Origin of the sequence: Ralstonia psammae (genome assembly GCF_958405935.1) — a bacterium.
Taxonomy (GTDB): domain Bacteria; phylum Pseudomonadota; class Gammaproteobacteria; order Burkholderiales; family Burkholderiaceae; genus Ralstonia; species Ralstonia psammae.
Genome location: NZ_CATZBU010000030.1, coordinates 1 through 15,911, shown reverse-complemented (window position 1 = coordinate 15,911; position 15,911 = coordinate 1). Strand labels below are relative to the sequence as shown.

Annotated in this window: 16 protein-coding genes; 11 read left to right on the top strand and 5 right to left on the bottom strand. The window is 64.9% G+C overall.

The window, feature by feature from the left end; translation table 11 throughout:
• Positions 1-78: 78 nt before the first annotated feature.
• The 4 genes from R2N16_RS25065 to R2N16_RS25050 all read left to right on the top strand — a co-directional run bounded on the left by R2N16_RS25065 (position 79) and on the right by R2N16_RS25050 (position 2,380).
• Positions 79-1,182, top strand: coding sequence for a TonB-dependent receptor (locus R2N16_RS25065; RefSeq protein WP_316669691.1), 1,104 nt, complete (start codon positions 79-81; stop codon positions 1,180-1,182).
• A 152-nt stretch (positions 1,183-1,334) separates the two neighbouring features.
• Positions 1,335-1,751 carry a MarR family winged helix-turn-helix transcriptional regulator gene (locus R2N16_RS25060; protein ID WP_232038865.1) on the top strand — a complete coding sequence of 139 codons (417 nt, stop codon included), beginning with the start codon at positions 1,335-1,337 and terminating at the stop codon, positions 1,749-1,751.
• A gap of 55 nt (positions 1,752-1,806) precedes the next feature.
• Entirely contained in the window at positions 1,807-2,199 is a 393-nt protein-coding gene (locus R2N16_RS25055) for a tautomerase family protein (RefSeq protein WP_316669688.1), read from the top strand.
• A 46-nt stretch (positions 2,200-2,245) separates the two neighbouring features.
• A complete protein-coding gene (locus R2N16_RS25050; RefSeq protein WP_004632518.1) occupies positions 2,246-2,380 on the top strand; it encodes a hypothetical protein in 135 nt (44 codons plus the stop codon).
• Positions 2,381-2,384: 4 nt separating this feature from the next.
• Here R2N16_RS25050 and R2N16_RS25045 read toward each other — a convergent pair whose 3' ends face one another.
• Positions 2,385-3,404, bottom strand: coding sequence for a GlxA family transcriptional regulator (locus tag R2N16_RS25045; RefSeq protein ID WP_316669693.1), 1,020 nt, complete (start codon positions 3,402-3,404; stop codon positions 2,385-2,387).
• Positions 3,405-3,492: 88 nt separating this feature from the next.
• Between R2N16_RS25045 and R2N16_RS25040 the strand changes: the two genes are divergently transcribed.
• The 4 genes from R2N16_RS25040 to R2N16_RS25025 all read left to right on the top strand — a co-directional run bounded on the left by R2N16_RS25040 (position 3,493) and on the right by R2N16_RS25025 (position 10,933).
• Positions 3,493-4,635 (top strand): acyl-CoA dehydrogenase family protein, encoded by a 1,143-nt coding sequence (locus R2N16_RS25040; protein WP_316669685.1) that lies wholly within the window; start codon positions 3,493-3,495, stop codon positions 4,633-4,635.
• A 27-nt stretch (positions 4,636-4,662) separates the two neighbouring features.
• Positions 4,663-5,868 (top strand): acetyl-CoA C-acetyltransferase, encoded by a 1,206-nt coding sequence (locus R2N16_RS25035; protein WP_316669683.1) that lies wholly within the window; start codon positions 4,663-4,665, stop codon positions 5,866-5,868.
• 13 nt (positions 5,869-5,881) lie between these two features.
• Positions 5,882-8,008, top strand: coding sequence for a 3-hydroxyacyl-CoA dehydrogenase NAD-binding domain-containing protein (locus tag R2N16_RS25030; protein WP_316669681.1), 2,127 nt, complete (start codon positions 5,882-5,884; stop codon positions 8,006-8,008).
• 255 nt (positions 8,009-8,263) lie between these two features.
• Positions 8,264-10,933, top strand: a complete 2,670-nt coding sequence (locus R2N16_RS25025) for a bifunctional diguanylate cyclase/phosphodiesterase (protein WP_316669679.1) — start codon at positions 8,264-8,266, stop codon at positions 10,931-10,933.
• 14 nt (positions 10,934-10,947) lie between these two features.
• On the opposite strand, the gene R2N16_RS25020 is transcribed toward R2N16_RS25025, so the two are convergent.
• Both R2N16_RS25020 and R2N16_RS25015 read right to left on the bottom strand, forming a co-directional pair.
• Complete coding sequence (locus tag R2N16_RS25020) at positions 10,948-11,769, bottom strand: anti-sigma factor family protein (protein ID WP_316669677.1); 822 nt, start codon at positions 11,767-11,769, stop codon at positions 10,948-10,950.
• A complete protein-coding gene (locus R2N16_RS25015; protein ID WP_316669675.1) occupies positions 11,759-12,394 on the bottom strand; it encodes an RNA polymerase sigma factor in 636 nt (211 codons plus the stop codon). The genes R2N16_RS25020 and R2N16_RS25015 overlap by 11 nt, the downstream gene beginning before the upstream one ends.
• A gap of 178 nt (positions 12,395-12,572) precedes the next feature.
• Between R2N16_RS25015 and R2N16_RS25010 the strand changes: the two genes are divergently transcribed.
• Positions 12,573-13,535, top strand: coding sequence for a metallophosphoesterase family protein (locus R2N16_RS25010; RefSeq protein ID WP_316669673.1), 963 nt, complete (start codon positions 12,573-12,575; stop codon positions 13,533-13,535).
• A 1-nt stretch (position 13,536) separates the two neighbouring features.
• Positions 13,537-13,920, top strand: a complete 384-nt coding sequence (locus R2N16_RS25005) for a cupredoxin domain-containing protein (protein ID WP_316669671.1) — start codon at positions 13,537-13,539, stop codon at positions 13,918-13,920.
• Between the two features lie 70 nt (positions 13,921-13,990).
• On the opposite strand, the gene R2N16_RS25000 is transcribed toward R2N16_RS25005, so the two are convergent.
• Both R2N16_RS25000 and R2N16_RS24995 read right to left on the bottom strand, forming a co-directional pair.
• Positions 13,991-14,509 (bottom strand): SRPBCC family protein, encoded by a 519-nt coding sequence (locus tag R2N16_RS25000; RefSeq protein ID WP_316669669.1) that lies wholly within the window; start codon positions 14,507-14,509, stop codon positions 13,991-13,993.
• The gene (locus R2N16_RS24995; protein ID WP_316669667.1) at positions 14,499-14,843 is read right to left on the bottom strand and encodes an ArsR/SmtB family transcription factor; all 345 of its coding nucleotides are present in this window, start codon (positions 14,841-14,843) and stop codon (positions 14,499-14,501) included. Before R2N16_RS24995 ends, R2N16_RS25000 begins: the two co-directional genes overlap by 11 nt.
• A 173-nt stretch (positions 14,844-15,016) precedes the next feature.
• On the opposite strand from R2N16_RS24995, the gene R2N16_RS24990 reads away from it, so the two are divergent.
• Positions 15,017-15,613, top strand: coding sequence for a J domain-containing protein (locus R2N16_RS24990; protein WP_316669665.1), 597 nt, complete (start codon positions 15,017-15,019; stop codon positions 15,611-15,613).
• Positions 15,614-15,911 lie beyond the last annotated feature (298 nt).

The window sequence follows — 15,911 nt, the reverse complement described above, 5'->3', positions numbered from 1 at the left end:
GCAGACCACGGAAAACGCTTGGTTGGAAGACGCCGGCCGAAGTATTGAACGAGCATCTAATATCTGCATGACAACCCGGTGTTGCGACGACTGGTTGAATCCGCCCAGTACAGCCAAGCGCAGGTGATGGCCAGCGGCAAGGTGCGCACTGGCTCGATCGAGCATGAACTCGTGTTCGGCACGTCGTGGCAAAGCCTCACGCAGGCCATGTCGGGCTTTGCTTCCACGCTGCTTGGCACGGGCAATCTGTACGACACGTCGGCGTTCGTGTCTTCCGGCGCGACACCATTGCGGGTGCCCTCGTCTGACGGCATGTATCGCACGTCAAGGATCGATCAGACCGCCGTTTTTGCCAGCGACACGGTCAAGTTCGGCGAGCACTGGTCGCTGCTCGGGGGGTTGCGCTACACGCGCTTCAGCCAGACCGGCTACAACCCCGACGGCACCACCTCGGCCAAGTACGACCGCGAGCCGATCACCCCCACGCTGGCGGTGATGTTCAAACCCGTGCAGCCGGTGACGCTGTACACCAGCTATGTGGAATCGCTTGAGGCGGGCGCCAGCGCTCCGATTACAGCACTCAACGCAGGCACGGTATTCGGGCCACTCAAGAGCAAGCAAGTCGAGGTGGGCGCCAAGGCCGAACTGCACGACTGGACATTCGGTGCGGCGCTGTTCCAAGTGCAGCGCGGGCTGGCATATCTGCGGCCGGACAACGTCTATACGCAAGACGGCATGACGCGCTATCGCGGGCTTGAGTTGAGCGCACGCGGCAAGCTCGCGCGTGACTGGACGCTGCTGGGCGGGGTGCTGTTCATGAATTCCGAGAACACCGAGTCCGATGCCTCCGTGCTGGGCAAGCGCGCCTATGGGTCACCGCGCTTCAAGGCGACGGCGTATGTTGAATACGCTGTGCCACCCGTGCCGGGGCTGGTGCTGTCAGCGGGCGGTCAGTACGTCGGCAACTCAGCGCTGGAGGCGAACAACAGCAACATCGTGCCGGGGTATCACACGTTTGATGTGGGGGCTCGGTATTCAACCAAGGTGGGCGGCAAGCCGCTCACGCTGCGGTTCAATGTCGACAACCTGACGAACGAGAAGTACTGGTTGCCGAGCTGGGGGTTTATCTTGGTGCAGGGGGCGCCTCGCACGTTCAGGGCTAGTGCTACGGTTTATTTTTGATGCTTTGTTTTTTGGTTTTGGGCTTGGTATCGGTGGTGCATCCCTTGTTTCATCCCCTGCCGGGCACGAAACAGGGATGGACCAAACCCTCCCAAAAGAAACCCAAAAAACAGTTGCATATCTAACCATCACCCACTACCATGCAACTCATCATGTTCGACCACTGCCTCTACTTCAACACCACCGCCCTGGCCCGCAAGCTCGACCGCGTCTGGGCAGACGCCTTCGCGCCGTTCGATCTCACGCCGCCGCAAGGCTTCATGCTGCGTGCGATCGTCGACCGCCCTGGCATGCTGCAAAGCGAGTTGTCGGAAGCAATGTCGGTCACGCGCCCCACGGCAACGCGCGCGCTGGATGGGCTGGAAGCCAAGGGCCTGATCGAACGCCGCAAGACCGAAGCCGACGGCCGCGAGACCGCCATCTTTCCGACGCGGGAAGCGGTCAAGATTGGCGCAGCGTTGAACGAAGCGAGCGGCGCCGTCACCGCAAGGTTGAAGCGCGTGCTGGGCAGTACCGAGTTCACCGATACGGTGACGAAGATCCGAGGTGTGCGCTCCACCCTGACATGAGCGTTCATTTTTTTTGGTCAAATAATTGCATTGCTAACTATTAAAGGAAACGGACATGCCCATCCTCAACGTCAAAGTCAGCGCCCAACGTTCTGCAGAAATGACGCAGAAGATCTCCGCCACGCTGCTGGAACTCACCTCGCGCATCCTCGGCAAAGACCCGAAGGTCACGGCCATCGCCATCGACTATGTCGACCCGGAAGACTGGATCGTCGGCGGGCAGACGCTGGCCGCGCAAGGCAAGAACAGTCTCTATTTCGACATCAAGGTGACTGACGAAACGAATACCAAGGCGGAGAAGGCGCAGTACATCGCCGAGGCGTTCGCGGCTTTTTCTGAGCTGCTCGGCAATCTGCATGAAGAGAGCTATATCTATGTGCAGGACGTTCGCGCCGCAGCTTACGGCTACGGCGGCAAGACGCAGGAGTACCGCTACCAGCACGCGTAATGTGCCGACGGCGCCTCTCCCAACCCAACAACGACCAGGTGAAATCATGAACCGCATGAGCGCATTCTTCGCGGCCAGTTGGCTGGCCGCTGCATTGCTGTACTTTGGCCAACACTCGTTGCCGCTGACGGCGCTCTCGGGTGTGGTGTTGCTGGCTGGCTTCGATCTGCTGCGTCCGTGAAGCATTAGCGCGTGCGCTGTTGCGCGCGGTATTGCAGGGGGCTGCAACCGTGGCCGGCAGAAAAGGCGCGGCTCAGTGCGCTGACGCTGCCGTAGCCGCATTCATCGGCAATGTGATCGAGCGGTTGCCGCCCCGTGCGCAGCAGAAACGCCGCCAGCTCCCGCCGCAGCGCCGCCACGTAACGCCGCAGGTTGCTGCCGGTGGCGGCGGCAAAGCGGCGCGTCAAGGTCCGTTCGCTCATCGCTGCCTGGGCTGCCAGCTCCGCCAATGCAGGCGGCGCCGCCAGTTCCCGCTCCAGGATTTCCTGGATGGCCAGCATGGCCGCATCGCCGTGGCGCTTGAACTGCGCCGTCCACACGGCCATGTGCTCGTATGACGGCAGCGATTGCGTGAGCGCCGTGCGCAACATCCGGCGCGATGCGCCCGCCCCACAGCAGTGATCGATGACGTACGCGCAGGCGTCCACGGCGGGGTTGATGCCGCTGACGGTGATGATGCGGCCATCCACCGCCAGCGGCTGGTCCGGCGTGTAGCGCACGTCGGGAAAATACCGGGCAAACCACGCACGCTCACTCGCCAGTCCGGTCGCCCGGCAGCCATCGAGCAGCCCAGCCTTGGCGAGCAGCGGCGCCGCATTCATGCCGACCACCAGGGCGCCGGCGTCATAACGCGTGCGCAACCAACGGGCAATGTGCGCCTCTTGCGCATCCAATGCGGCCGCCGGGGCGAACTGTGCCGGCACGATGACCACGTCGTAAGCGGCATCGTTCAACGCGGCGGTGGCTGGCACGGGCATCTCACCGAAGCTGGGTACGGCAGCGCCATCGGCGGACAGCAGATCAATGTCGAAGAGCCGGCTACCCATCACATCCACGCTGCGCGCCTGCATGGTGCCGGCAACCAGCAGCATCTCCTGGGTGAGGAACACGTAGCCGGCAAACAGGCGCGGCGGCAGCAGGATGGCGATGCGGGCCCGCGCGCGCAAACCGTGGCGTTTGGAGGCAGCTTTCGGGTGGCGCTTCATATCAACAAGGTGGCGATCCAGATCAACCGGAATTGTCGCGGCCTTGTTGAAATACGGCAACCCATTCGCCTGCTCATCCGGAGCCGCCATGATTGCTCGCACGCTGTTCGACGCTGAACACGACACGTTTCGCGAATCCGTCCGCCGTTTCATCGACGCGGAAGTCCTACCCCACCATGAACGCTGGGAAGACCAGGGCTACGTCGACCGCGCCATCTGGGAGAAAGCGGCCGCCGCCGGCTACCACTGCGCCAGCATGCCCGAGGCCTACGGCGGCGCAGGCGCCGACATCCGCTACAGCACCGTGCTGATCGAAGAGATTGCCCGCGCGGGTGCCACGGGCCTGGGCTTCGGTCTGCACTCGGAAATTGTCGCGCCCTATCTGCTGCACTACGGCAGCGAGGCGCTGAAGCAGCACTACCTGCCCAAGCTGGCGAGCGCAGAGATGATCGGCGCGATTGCCATGACCGAACCCGGAGCGGGCTCGGACCTGCAAGGCGTGCGCACCACCGCGACACGGAGCAGCGACGGCGGCCACTACGTGCTCAACGGCTCCAAGATCTTCATCACCAACGGCTGGCACGCCGACGTGGTGATCGTCGTGGCGCGCACCACGCCGGAAGGCGGCGCCAAGGGCACCAGCCTCTTCGTCGTCGACACAAGCATGGACGGCTTCAGCAAGGGCAAGCGCCTGAAGAAGGTCGGCATGAAGGCGCAGGACACCGCCGAGCTGTTCTTCGACAACGTGCGCGTGCCCACCGCCAACCTGCTCGGCGAGGAACATCGCGGTTTTGCGTACCTGATGCAGGAGTTGCCGTGGGAGCGCCTGCAGATCGCCATCGGGGCCATTGCTTCGGCCGAAGGCGCGCTCGACTGGACGCTGCGCTACGTGCGCGAGCGCCAAGCCTTTGGCAAGCCCATCATCGATTTCCAGACCGCGCGCCACACGCTCGCGGAACTCAAGACCGAAGTCCAGATCGGCCGCGTGTTTGTCGACCAGTGCATCACGCTCAAGCTTGCCGGCAAGCTCGATGCAGCCACGGCGTCCATGGCCAAGTACTGGACCACCGACCTGCAATTCAAGGTGATGGACCGCTGCGTGCAACTGCACGGCGGCTACGGCTACATGTGGGAATACCCCATCGCGCGCGCGTGGGCTGACTCGCGCGTGCAGCAGATCTACGGCGGCACCAACGAGATCATGAAAGAACTGATCGCCCGCACCCTTTAACGCGCACGACCCTTAGGACGCAACGCTATGGAAGCCTATATCTACGACGCCGTGCGCACCCCGCGCGGCAAAGGCAAGAAGGACGGCAGCCTGCACGGCGTGACGCCGCTGCAACTGGCCGCAACCGCGCTGCGCGCCATCCGTGACCGCAATCAGCTCGACACGGCATGGGTGGACGACGTGGTGCTCGGCTGCGTAGAACCCGTGGGCGAACAAGGTGCGTGCATCGGCCGCGTGGCGGCGTTGGCCGCTGGCTATGCCGAGACGACGGCCGGCGTGCAGATCAACCGCTTCTGCGCGTCGGGCCTGGAGGCATGCAACATGGCCGCCGCACAGGTGATGGCGGGGCAAAGCGACTTCGCCATCGGCGGCGGCGTGGAGAGCATGTCGCGCGTGCCGATGGGCGCCAGCGGTGGCGCGTGGCCGGTCGACCCGGCCGCCGCCATCCCGCTGTACTTCGTGCCGCAAGGCGTGTCGGCCGACACCATCGCCACCAAGTGGGGCTACAGCCGCCATGACGTCGATGCCTATGCCGCCGAGAGCCACCGCCGTGCGCATGCGGCCAGCACGGCCGGATGGTTCACGGGTTCGATCGTGCCTGTGCGCGACCAGAACGGCCTGACCATCCTCGAGCGCGACGAGATGATCCGCCCACAGACCACCGTGGACACGCTCGCACAGCTCAAACCGTCGTTTGCCGAACTCGGCGAGCAATACGGCTTTGACGCCGTGATCCGCCAGCGCTATCCGGAGCTGGAGCGCATCGAGCACGTGCACCACGCGGGCAATAGCTCCGGCATCGTCGACGGCGCCGCGGCCATGCTGATCGGCAGCCGCGAGGCCGGCAAGCGTGCGGGCCTCAAGCCGCGTGCGCGTATCCGCAGCTTTGCCAGCATCGGCTCGGAGCCGTCGATCATGTTGACCGGCCCTTCGTACGCAGCAGAGAAGGCGCTCAAGCGCGCCGGTATGTCGGCGTCCGACATCGACCTGTACGAACTCAACGAAGCCTTTGCATCCGTCGTGCTGCGTTTCATGGAAGTGCTGGCCGTGCCGCATGAGCGCATCAACGTCAACGGTGGCGCCATTGCGATGGGTCATCCGCTGGGCGCCACGGGCGCCATGATTCTCGGCACGCTGCTCGACGAGCTGGAGCGGCGTGGTGCGAGCACAGGGCTGGCCACGCTGTGCGTGGGCGCGGGCATGGGCACCGCCACCATCATCGAACGTATCTGAACCGGGGGCCGACATGATCGACATCACCATCGACACCGACGGCATTGCCACGCTCGCGTGGAACCAGCCGGGCCGCACACAGAACGTGCTCAACGGCGAAACCTGCGCCGCCTTCTTTGCCGCCATCGATCGCGTGTGCGCGGATGCAAGCGTCAAGGGCATCCTCGTTACCTCTGCCAAGGCGGATTTCATTGCCGGCGGCGACCTCGAATGGCTGCAGGCCAGCGACGACGCAGCCACGTTGTTTGAGCGCACGTGCGCGCTGCACCGCATGCTGCGCAAGCTGGAAACGTGCGGCAAGCCTGTGGCCGCCGCACTGCCAGGCTCCACGCTGGGTGGCGGGCTGGAGATTGCGCTCGCCTGCCACTACCGCGTGGCGGCGGACAACGCCCGGGCACGCTTCGGCCTGCCGGAAGTCACGCTGGGCCTCTTGCCGGGCGGCGGCGGCACGCAGCGTTTGCCGCGCTTGATTGGTGTGCAGAAGGCGTTGCCGATGCTGCTCGAAGGCAAGCGCATCAAAGCGGCTGAGGCGCTCAAGCTCGGCATTGTCGATGCGGTCGTCAGCGCGGGCGAGCAAGCCGATGCTGCGCGCACGTGGCTGCTGGGCGACGGGCAAGCCCGCGCGCAGCAGCCGTGGGACATCAAGGGCTACAAGGTGCCCGGGGGCGGCATCTCCAGCCCTGCCGTGCAGCAGCTGCTCACGGCTGCCAACGCCATGCTGCGGCAGAAGACCTACGGCAACTATCCGGCAGCGGCCAGCATCCTGTCGTGCGTGTACGAAGGGCTCATCACCGATCTCGATACGGGCCTCAAGACCGAGGCTCGCTACTTCGTGCAAGCGGTGCTGTCGCCCGAGGCGCGCGCGATGATCCGTACCCTTTTCTTCAGCCTGAACGCGGCCAACAAACTGGCCGCGCGCCCCGCCGATGTGCCCGTGCGCCGGTACCCGTTGGTGGGCGTGCTGGGCGCGGGCATGATGGGTGCCGGCATTGCCTACGTCACGGCCAAGTCGGGGCTGCCCGTCGTGCTGCTCGACACAACGCAGGAAGCCGCAGAGCGCGGCAAGGACTATTCACGCAAGCTGGTCGAGAAACAGGTACAGCGCGGCCACCTGCATGCCGAACAGGCTGAAGCGTTGCTCGCGCGCATCCAACCCACCACGTCCTACGCCGACCTGGATGGTGCGGGGCTCGTTGTTGAAGCCGTGTTCGAGCAGCGCGAGATCAAGGCCGACGTCACACGCCAAGCAGAGGCCGTGCTGTCACCCGATGCCATCTTCGCGTCTAACACGTCCACGCTGCCGATCACGGGGCTGGCGGAGGCAAGCCAGCGGCCGGGCAACTTCATCGGGCTGCATTTCTTCTCGCCGGTCGACAAGATGCCGCTGGTGGAGGTGATCGTGGCCCGGCAGACCACGCGGGCCACGCTGGCGCAGGCGCTCGATTACGTCAGGGCCATCGGCATGACGCCCATCGTCGTCAATGACAGTCGCGGCTTTTATACGAGCCGCGTGTTTTCAACCTACGTGCTCGAAGGCTTGGCGATGCTCGCCGAAGGGGTGGCGCCCGCACTGATCGAAAACGCCGGGCTGCTGGCCGGCATGCCGGTCGGGCCGCTCGCGCTGATCGACGAAGTCTCGAGCGAGCTGATCCATAAGGTCAACCAACAGACCCGCGCCGACCTGGGTGTCGCCTATATCGAGCGACCGGGCGAAGCCGTGGCCGAGCGCATGGTGGCGCTGGACCGCATCGGCCGCAAGGCGGGCCGAGGCTTCTACGACTATCCGGAAGGCGGCAGGAAGGCGCTTTGGCCCGGGCTGGCTGCCGAGTACCCCAAGGCCGCCACACAGCCTGACGTGCAGACGCTGGTCGATCGCCTCATCACCGTGCAGGCTGTGGAAACCGCGCGATGCCTTGACGAAGGCGTGGTGACCGATCCGCGCGATGCCGATGTCGGCGCGCTGCTCGGTTGGGGCTTTCCGGCGTTCCGGGGCGGACCGGTGTCGCACATCCATCGGGTGGGCGTGGGCGCCTTTGTCGAGCTGTGCGACCGGCTGGCCGCGCAACACGGCCGCCGCTTCGCGCCGCCCGCCCTCCTGCGTGACATGGCAGACAAGCACACCGCGTTTTACGAACGCTGACCCTCCGGCGCCGCGCGAGCGGATTCTGCGCGGCGCCTGACTCGGCAAGCGTTGCGCCCAAACACCAACCCAGGGTAAGTCCGAGTCCTGCCCACCCGAAGCAAACGATTGCGCATCCACTTGCTGACCAGGTCGTTCGGCTTAAGACACATGTGCTCCGCTCCGATATAGAGTGGGAGGCACATGAAATTGCCGACACCCAGGCACGCTGCGCGCGTGCCCGAGACAACTGGACACGCAAACGCTGGAGTGCGGATGCCCGCAGAGCAATCGAAGGCTTCTTCTGGTGGCACGACGGATACCAAGCCAGGGCAAGGATGGTGGCGCAAGCTGCTGTCGCCGCTGAACGTCGGTACGGTGGTAGGCCTGTTGTTTATCTGGACGTTCACGTTCCATCAACTCACCCAAGAGCGCGACCGGCTGATCCGCGATGCTCAGGCGCGCACGCAAGTTGAAGCCCAGGCATTTGGTGAGTACTCGCTCGGCAGCGCGCGGCGCGTGTCGGAATTCCTGCTCGATCTGCGCGCGAGCTGGCTGTCCGGTCGCGAAGTGTTCGAGCAGGTCATCCACGAACGGCAGGAGGTCGTGCGCGACCTGACCTTCCAGGTGGCCGTGATCGACGAGAACGGGATGCTGCTCTACTCCAGCATCGGCCCCGTGACAGAACGCATCGACCTGAGCCAGCGCGAGCACTTTCGCGTGCACAAGGAATCGGGCGGAAGCGACGTGCTGTTCATCAGCGACCCGGTGCAGGGCAAGGTCTCGAAAAAGTGGTCGATCCAATTCACGCGGCCCATCCTCAAGGCTGGCCAGTTTGCCGGTGTCGTGGTGGTGTCGGTCAGCCCGGAGCAGTTCGCCAGCTTTGCGAATACGCTCACCGTCGGCAAGGATGGGGCCGCCACCATCATCCGCGAGTCCGGCCAGATCCTGGCCCGCGTGCCGAACCCCACCGCGGGGATCGAACAGCCGCCGCGCCGCCGCCAGTTCAACAAGCCGGGCGCCCTGGAAACGGGCAGCTACCGCGTGGTGTCGGGTACCGACGGTGTAGAGCGCATCATCGGCTATCACCACGTGCCCGAGATCGGGCTGTACTTCCTGGTGGGCGAGTCGGTGACCTCGGTGCTGGCGCCTTACGACGGCTATCGGCGCACCGCGCTAGTCGAGGCAGCTGCCTCCACCTTGCTGGTCGCGCTGCTGTATTTCACGCTGCGCCACCAGGGGGCCGAGCGCAAACGGCACATTGAAGAGATGCGCCTGGCCTCCATGGTCTATGCGTCGAGCAGCGAAGCGATGATGGTGACGACGCTCGACGGGCAAGTGGTCGACGTAAACCCGGCCTTTACCGTCACCACGGGCTATACAGCGCAGGAGTTCAAGGGCCAGTCCAGCGAGTCCATCCGCTCCGAATGCAATGAGCGCACCGTGGTCGACGCCATGCGCGAGAGCGTCTCGACCAACGGCACGTGGAGCGGCGAATACCTGATCCGCCGCAAGGACGGCAGCGAGTTCCCCGCGCTGCTCACCATCGACACGTTTGCAGACAGCACGCTGGGTGAGCCGCGCCGTGTTTCGCTCATCCACGACATGACGGAGAAGAAGCGCGCCGAAGAGGTCATCTGGCGCCAGGCCAACTTCGACGCACTCACCGATCTGCCCAACCGGCGCATGTTCTACGACCGCCTGCGGCAGGAGATTGCGCGGGCGCGGCAGGCGTCTACACAACTGGCGCTGCTGTTCATTGATCTGGACCGCTTCAAGGAAGTGAACGACACGCTCGGCCACGACCAGGGCGACATCCTGCTCAAGGAGATTGCGCGGCGCATCTCGGCCATCGTGCGCGGCACCGATACGGTCGCGCGGCTGGCGGGCGACGAGTTCACCATCATCCTGCCGGACCTGCCCGATGCCGCGGTGGCCACGCCCATCATCCGCAGCCTGCTTGCGCGCATTGCAGCGCCGCTGCAGCTTGGCGACGAAAGCGTGGAAGTGTCGGCCAGCATTGGAGTAGCCCTGTACCCGCGCGATGCCGACAGCGCGGAATCGTTGCTCGTGCGCGCCGACCAGGCCATGTTTGCGGCCAAGAGCGCGGGGCGCAATCAATGGGCCGTCTTTACCCCGGCATTGCAGCGCGCCGAACAGGAACGCCTGCGTGTGACCAGCGACTTGCGCGTGGCGCTCACGCAGGGCCAGCTTGCGGTGCACTACCAGCCCATCGTCGATCTGCTCACTGGCAGGGTTGGCAAGGCAGAGGCGCTGATCCGCTGGACGCACCCCGTGCGCGGCGAGATCGATCCGGCAGATTTCATTCCGGTGGCTGAAGACAGCGGGCTGATCGTCGAGATCGGCAAGTGGGTGCTGAACGAAGCGCTGGATCAGCTCACGCACTGGCACGCCACCCTCGACAACACGCTGCAGGTGTCGGTCAACAAATCGCCGCTGGAGTTTCGCGCCCACTTGTCGGGCACCGAATCCTGGCCCAAGGTGGTGGAGCGCCGCGGGCTTGCGCCACACAGCCTGGTCGTCGAGATTACCGAAGGCTCGTTGATGGACGACAGCGCAGAGGTGATCGAGCACCTGCACGAATTCCGGCGCGCGGGCGTGGACATCGCACTCGACGATTTCGGCACGGGGTATTCGTCGCTGTCGTACCTCAAGCGCTTCGACATCGACTACATCAAGATCGACCAGTCGTTTGTGCGCAGCCTCGCGCATAACCCGAAGGACATCGCCCTGTGCAGCGCCATTGTCAGCATGGCGCACGCGCTGCGCATCAAGGTCATTGCCGAGGGCATCGAAACGGAGGAGCAGAAGGCGATCCTGGTGGCGGCAGGCTGCGACTACGGCCAGGGCCACCTCTTCTGCCCGCCGGTGCCGCCGGAAGCGTTTGAAGCCTTTGTGGTCAAGAAGCAGCTGGCGGAAATCTGATCTCTGATCGCTTCTCAGCCGCCACGCACAGCGCGCGCAAACGCTTGCACCACGTCAGCAGACGCATCGGTGATGGCCCAATAGCCCATGCCGGCGCTGCGCCAGACCATCAACTGATAGCCGCGCTCGGTGCGCAGCGCGGGCTCGGTGTCGCTGCCTGCCTCGGGGCGCACGTACAAGTCGACGGGATGCTGCGCTGAGCGGTAAACCAGCACCGCCACCGGACGCCCGTCGATGTAGTCCAGCCGCCCGCCGATGAGCGGGAAACCGCGGGCCGCAAGGTCGGTGACGGGCGGCGCATAGTCGATACGGCCGTTGAACCAGGGCTTGACCGTGTGGCGATCGGAGGACAGCACATCCGTCTCCCGCGCGCCCAGCAGCGCCCGCACATGGCTGGCGGTGATGTCGTGCGCAGTAAGCGCCGCCGTATCGGGCCCGCCGACCAGCACGCCCACACCGAGTGCCACCGCCGCCAGCGCGCCGGCAGCCAGCCCCAGGCCGAGCCCCCGAGATGGCGTGATCAACCAGTTGGCCAAGCGCTGCCATGGCGATTCTGTCCGGCGCGGCGCGCGCGCGGGAGCCGATTCGGGCCACACACCCGCCTCCGCCTGCACGACCCGCAAGACGCGCTCGCTCAAACCCACCGGCGCCTTCATGTACAGCGCCGGCGCACGCAGCCCCTGGCGCAGCGCTCGCACCACGCCATCGTGGCGCGCAGCGATGCCGGTGCAAGCGGCACACGTGGCCAGGTGCGCTTCCATGCGCAGGCTGTCGGCCGCACCCAGCTCGCCATCGGCACGGGCAGCCAGCAGCGCGCGGATGTCGTCACAGTTCATGGCGGGCCTCCTTGGTGCTGTTTCCCATACCACCCGATGCCCGGATGGGTGTCACATTGGTGCGCAGTGGCGCGTTGTCTTCCGTGAGCAGGCGTGCGAGCTGCTGCCGCGCACGTGCCAGCCGCGACATGACCGTGCCGATGGGCGCGTCGACCACGGCGGCAATGTCGCGGTACGGCAGGTCTTCCAGCTCGCGCAGCACGAGCACCTCGCGATAGGGCACCGGCAGTTGCGCCAGCGCGGCATGCACGCGGCGCACGTCGTCGATGCGGGCGAGCAGCGCGGCGGGGTCGACGCCGTAGCTGGCACTTTCGTCGATCGTCTGGCCGGCGGCCGCGTCGTCATCCCACGGCTGGGCCGCAGCCTGCTTGCGGCGCGCGCATTCCGAGAGCCACGTGTTGCGCACGATGGCCAGCAGCCACGGGCGGCCGTCTCCGCCGCGGAATCCGCCAAACAGCCGGAACGCGCGCAGGCAGGCTTCCTGAACGACGTCGTCGGCGTCTTGCGCGTCGCCCGAGAGCCAGCGTGCCAGGTTGTAGGCGGCGTCGACATGCGGCAACACCGCCTGCGCAAAGCGCTGGGCGTCGGTGGGCAGATCGAGCGGGGGGGCTGACAGGTCGGGCATGGCGGCCTGGAGGCGGTTGACCTCCGTATACCTGGGTGCAATCCAGTTTATTCCCGCGCCGAAGAAATTTTGTGGAAATGCGAATTGGATGGAATACCTAGCCGCCCCGGCCGGTATGACAGACAGGACCGGCGCGCCCTCCTCTCCATCGCGCTGGATCAACGACAGGGGACACTCCATGAGCAAGCAACCCGGACGACGGCAGTTCCTGCAACTGGCCGCGGTCGGCGGCCTGGTCTACGCCTCCGGCCTGCCCGGCTGGCAGGCGATGGCGGCCACCACACGCGCCGCGGGCACCAAGCAAGACGATTTCTACTTCGTGCAGCTATCCGACACCCACTGGGGCTTCAAGGGCGCGCCCAACCCGGATTCACGGGGCACGCTGCCCAAGGCGATTGCGGCGGTCAATGCGCTGTCGCCCGCGCCGGATTTCGTCATCTTCACGGGCGACCTGAGCCACATCAGCGACGACCCTGCCGAGCGCCGCAAGCGCTTGGCCGAGTTTCGCGACATCGCCGCCAAGATCAAGGTGCCGGTTGTGCACTACATGCCCGGCGAGCACGATGCTTCGCTCGACAATGGCGAGGCCTATATCGAACTCTTCGGGCGGACGCACTACGCGTTCGACCACAAGGGCGTGCACTTCATCGCCATCGACAACGTGTCGGATCCATCCGCCCGCGTGGGTGATGCACAGCTCGCGTGGCTGGCGGCGGATGTGCGCTCCGTGCCGGAGCACACGCCCATCGTCGTGTTCACGCACCGGCCGCTGTTCGATCTGTACCCGCAATGGGACTGGGCCACGCGCGACGGTCAGCAGGTCATCGACGTGTTGATGCCACACCCCAACGTGACGGTGTTCTACGGCCACATCCACCAGGAACACCACCACATGACCGGCCATATCGCGCACCACTCGGCGCGCTCGCTGATGTTCCCGCTGCCCCCGCCACCCGCGCCGGGCTCGCAGGCCAAGCGCAACCCGGTCCCGTGGGATGCCTCGCAACCGTATCGCGGCCTGGGCTGGCGCAGCATTACTGAGCACGACAAGCAGGACGCGACCACCTGGGCGCTGGCAGAACAGCCGATCCACGCCAGCAGCAAGGCCACCCTGCCCATGAAGACCACGGAGACCACCTGACATGCGCCCCACGATCCACGCTTCGTACAACCCCAGGCGCCGCCTCGCTCTGCGTCAGTTCACCGTACTGGCGGCCGGCGCCGCGCTTGCGTGCGTGGCGCACGGCGAAGGCCCGCAGGCCATCCGTGTACACGCGCGCAAATTCACCTTCACGCCCGACAAGATCACGCTCAAGCGCGGCGTGCCGGTAGTGTTCGAGCTGACGGGGCAGGACATCCTGATGGGCTTTTCGATTCCGGATTTCAACGTGCGCGCAGACGTGGTGCCAGGGCAGACAGTGCGCCTGGCGCTCACGCCCGACAAGACCGGTACGTTTGATTTCCTGTGCGACATCTTCTGCGGCTCGGGCCACGAGACGATGAACGGGACGTTGACGGTCACCTGAAGCGCATCACGCGACACTCAACGCAAAACGCCCCGAACAGGTCGGGGCGTTTTCATCTGCGAGCGCTGTCTTAGGCCAGCGCACCTGGCGCAGCCAGGGTCAGCAACAGTTCGTCGAGTCGCTCCATGGTGGAGGTCATGCCCTCTTTCATACCCATGTCGATGACCTTCTGCACGTCTTCCGGCGAGTTGTACAGCACCACAGTCGTGACGAGGGTGCGTTCCTTCGCATCGGTGAAGGTGACATCCCAGCGGGCGCGGGGCATATCAGGATTCACGGCGCCGGTTTCGTCCGAGAAAGCATCGAGGGCCGCATAGCTGTCGATCGGGTTGATCTTCTGGTAGTCCAGGCGGCTCCAGAAAGACTCTCCATCGGGGGTGATCATGGCGTAGTGCCAGTAGCCGCCCTCCTTGAACTCCATATGCTTGGTCTTGGTGGCGAGCGGCTTGGGCGCAAACCACTGATCGAGCAATTCGCGCTTCGTATGGCAATCCCACACAAGCTGGCGCTTCGCCGCGAATTCTCGCCTCACGGTGAGGCTGCTCTTTTGCATGTCGACGAGGAAATCAAACCGAAGATCAGCCTTCATTGTTTTCTCCTTGGAGTTTCTCTAAGAGGTTGTCCAGATTGCTGTACCTGCTCGCCCAGATCGCGTGCTGCTTCTCAAACCAGCGCTCGGCTGCAGCCAGCTTCTTGCGCTCGAGCGTGCACGTCCGAATGCGGCCGCTCTTCTGCGAGCTGACCAACCCGACGCCTTCCAGCACCCGCATGTGCTTCATGAATGACGGCAGCGCCATGTCGAATGGCTCTGCCAGTTCACTCACCGTCGCGGGCCCTTCGCCGAGCCGCTGAATAACCGCCCTGCGCGTTGGGTCTGCAAGCGCGTGAAATACCGCGTCTAGCGCAATTCCATTGTTATCCATTTGGCTAACTATACTCTAGAGAATTTTTCGCTGCAACAGGGTTAGGCCGCACGTTGAACGAGTGAAGAAATGCCCAGTGCCCGGCTGGCAGGATTGGCTTGACGGAGATCGGTTATGCAACAACCCCCATGCTAGGATGAACTCCCCCCCGGCAGCCGCCCCCCCCCCCGCTCATGACGACCATCTACGCAACCCTCGGCGTGCAGCCGGACGCGACCCTGGACGAAATCAAGCGCGCTTATCGCCGCGCCACAATGAGGTGGCACCCCGACCGCAACCCCGGCCGCGAAGCCGAGGCCTATGCGGCGTTCCAGGAGATCCGCGAAGCCTACGCCATCCTTTCCGACGCTGAGCAGCGCCGGGTCTACGACGAGGTATTCGCACAGGAAACGCAGCGCTGGCAAGCCGAGCGCGAGGCGCAGGAAGCACAGGAGCGGGAAGCGCAACGCGAACGTGAGCGCATCGCGCAAGAACGCTACGAGAAGATGGTTGCGACAGCCATGCGTTTTGCCGACGACGGCCACAACCGCGACATCCTGTTCGGCGTACTGCTCGGACGGGACTGCGAGGCCGAACTTGCCGCGCGCATTGCGGACAGCGTGTGGGCCTTGCAGGAAGCACGGCGCTCGCCAGAGCCCGCAACCGACGTGGCTGACGCGCACCCCGCACCGACACCCGAAGACGCAACGGCTTCCAAACCCGACGAGTCCGCATCGCCGCGGCGCGCGTTCGAGTCGTTCTGGCATGGGTTGTTCGGTGTGCGGCACTAGCTGTCGCTTTTCACGGGGGACGGGCGACGGCCGGTGAGATGCCATCCCGCTGGGCATACGCCGATTCTGATTTATAGTTTCGCCCCTGCTCAGACGAAGCAGCCATCGGTACACTCTGCGCCATCGTTTTCCGTGCCATAGAGAAAGCGATCGAGGCTTGGAACCCTCGGACATAACGGGCAAGCGCCGAGCATAGGTGCTTGTCCTCAACCGCTATGGCTTGGCTTCGTCTCCCTCATTGGGCGAGCCAGGCTTGTACGGCTTCGGCCGTGCCGATCGTTATGTCTCGGTGTTCCAA

What these genes read in the sequence shown, in the direction of transcription:
- R2N16_RS25045 (WP_316669693.1), bottom strand. Translation starts at nt 3,404, where the DNA reads ATGAAGCGCCACCCGAAAGCTGCCTCCAAACGCCACGGTTTGCGCGCG.
- R2N16_RS25055 (WP_316669688.1), top strand. Translation starts at nt 1,807, where the DNA reads ATGCCCATCCTCAACGTCAAAGTCAGCGCCCAACGTTCTGCAGAAATG.
- R2N16_RS25060 (WP_232038865.1), top strand. Translation starts at nt 1,335, where the DNA reads ATGTTCGACCACTGCCTCTACTTCAACACCACCGCCCTGGCCCGCAAG.
- R2N16_RS25040 (WP_316669685.1), top strand. Translation starts at nt 3,493, where the DNA reads ATGATTGCTCGCACGCTGTTCGACGCTGAACACGACACGTTTCGCGAA.
- R2N16_RS25025 (WP_316669679.1), top strand. Translation starts at nt 8,264, where the DNA reads ATGCCCGCAGAGCAATCGAAGGCTTCTTCTGGTGGCACGACGGATACC.
- R2N16_RS25020 (WP_316669677.1), bottom strand. Translation starts at nt 11,769, where the DNA reads ATGAACTGTGACGACATCCGCGCGCTGCTGGCTGCCCGTGCCGATGGC.
- R2N16_RS25030 (WP_316669681.1), top strand. Translation starts at nt 5,882, where the DNA reads ATGATCGACATCACCATCGACACCGACGGCATTGCCACGCTCGCGTGG.
- R2N16_RS24990 (WP_316669665.1), top strand. Translation starts at nt 15,017, where the DNA reads ATGACGACCATCTACGCAACCCTCGGCGTGCAGCCGGACGCGACCCTG.
- R2N16_RS25000 (WP_316669669.1), bottom strand. Translation starts at nt 14,509, where the DNA reads ATGAAGGCTGATCTTCGGTTTGATTTCCTCGTCGACATGCAAAAGAGC.
- R2N16_RS25015 (WP_316669675.1), bottom strand. Translation starts at nt 12,394, where the DNA reads ATGCCCGACCTGTCAGCCCCCCCGCTCGATCTGCCCACCGACGCCCAG.
- R2N16_RS25050 (WP_004632518.1), top strand. Translation starts at nt 2,246, where the DNA reads ATGAACCGCATGAGCGCATTCTTCGCGGCCAGTTGGCTGGCCGCTGCA.
- R2N16_RS25010 (WP_316669673.1), top strand. Translation starts at nt 12,573, where the DNA reads ATGAGCAAGCAACCCGGACGACGGCAGTTCCTGCAACTGGCCGCGGTC.
- R2N16_RS24995 (WP_316669667.1), bottom strand. Translation starts at nt 14,843, where the DNA reads ATGGATAACAATGGAATTGCGCTAGACGCGGTATTTCACGCGCTTGCA.
- R2N16_RS25035 (WP_316669683.1), top strand. Translation starts at nt 4,663, where the DNA reads ATGGAAGCCTATATCTACGACGCCGTGCGCACCCCGCGCGGCAAAGGC.
- R2N16_RS25005 (WP_316669671.1), top strand. Translation starts at nt 13,537, where the DNA reads ATGCGCCCCACGATCCACGCTTCGTACAACCCCAGGCGCCGCCTCGCT.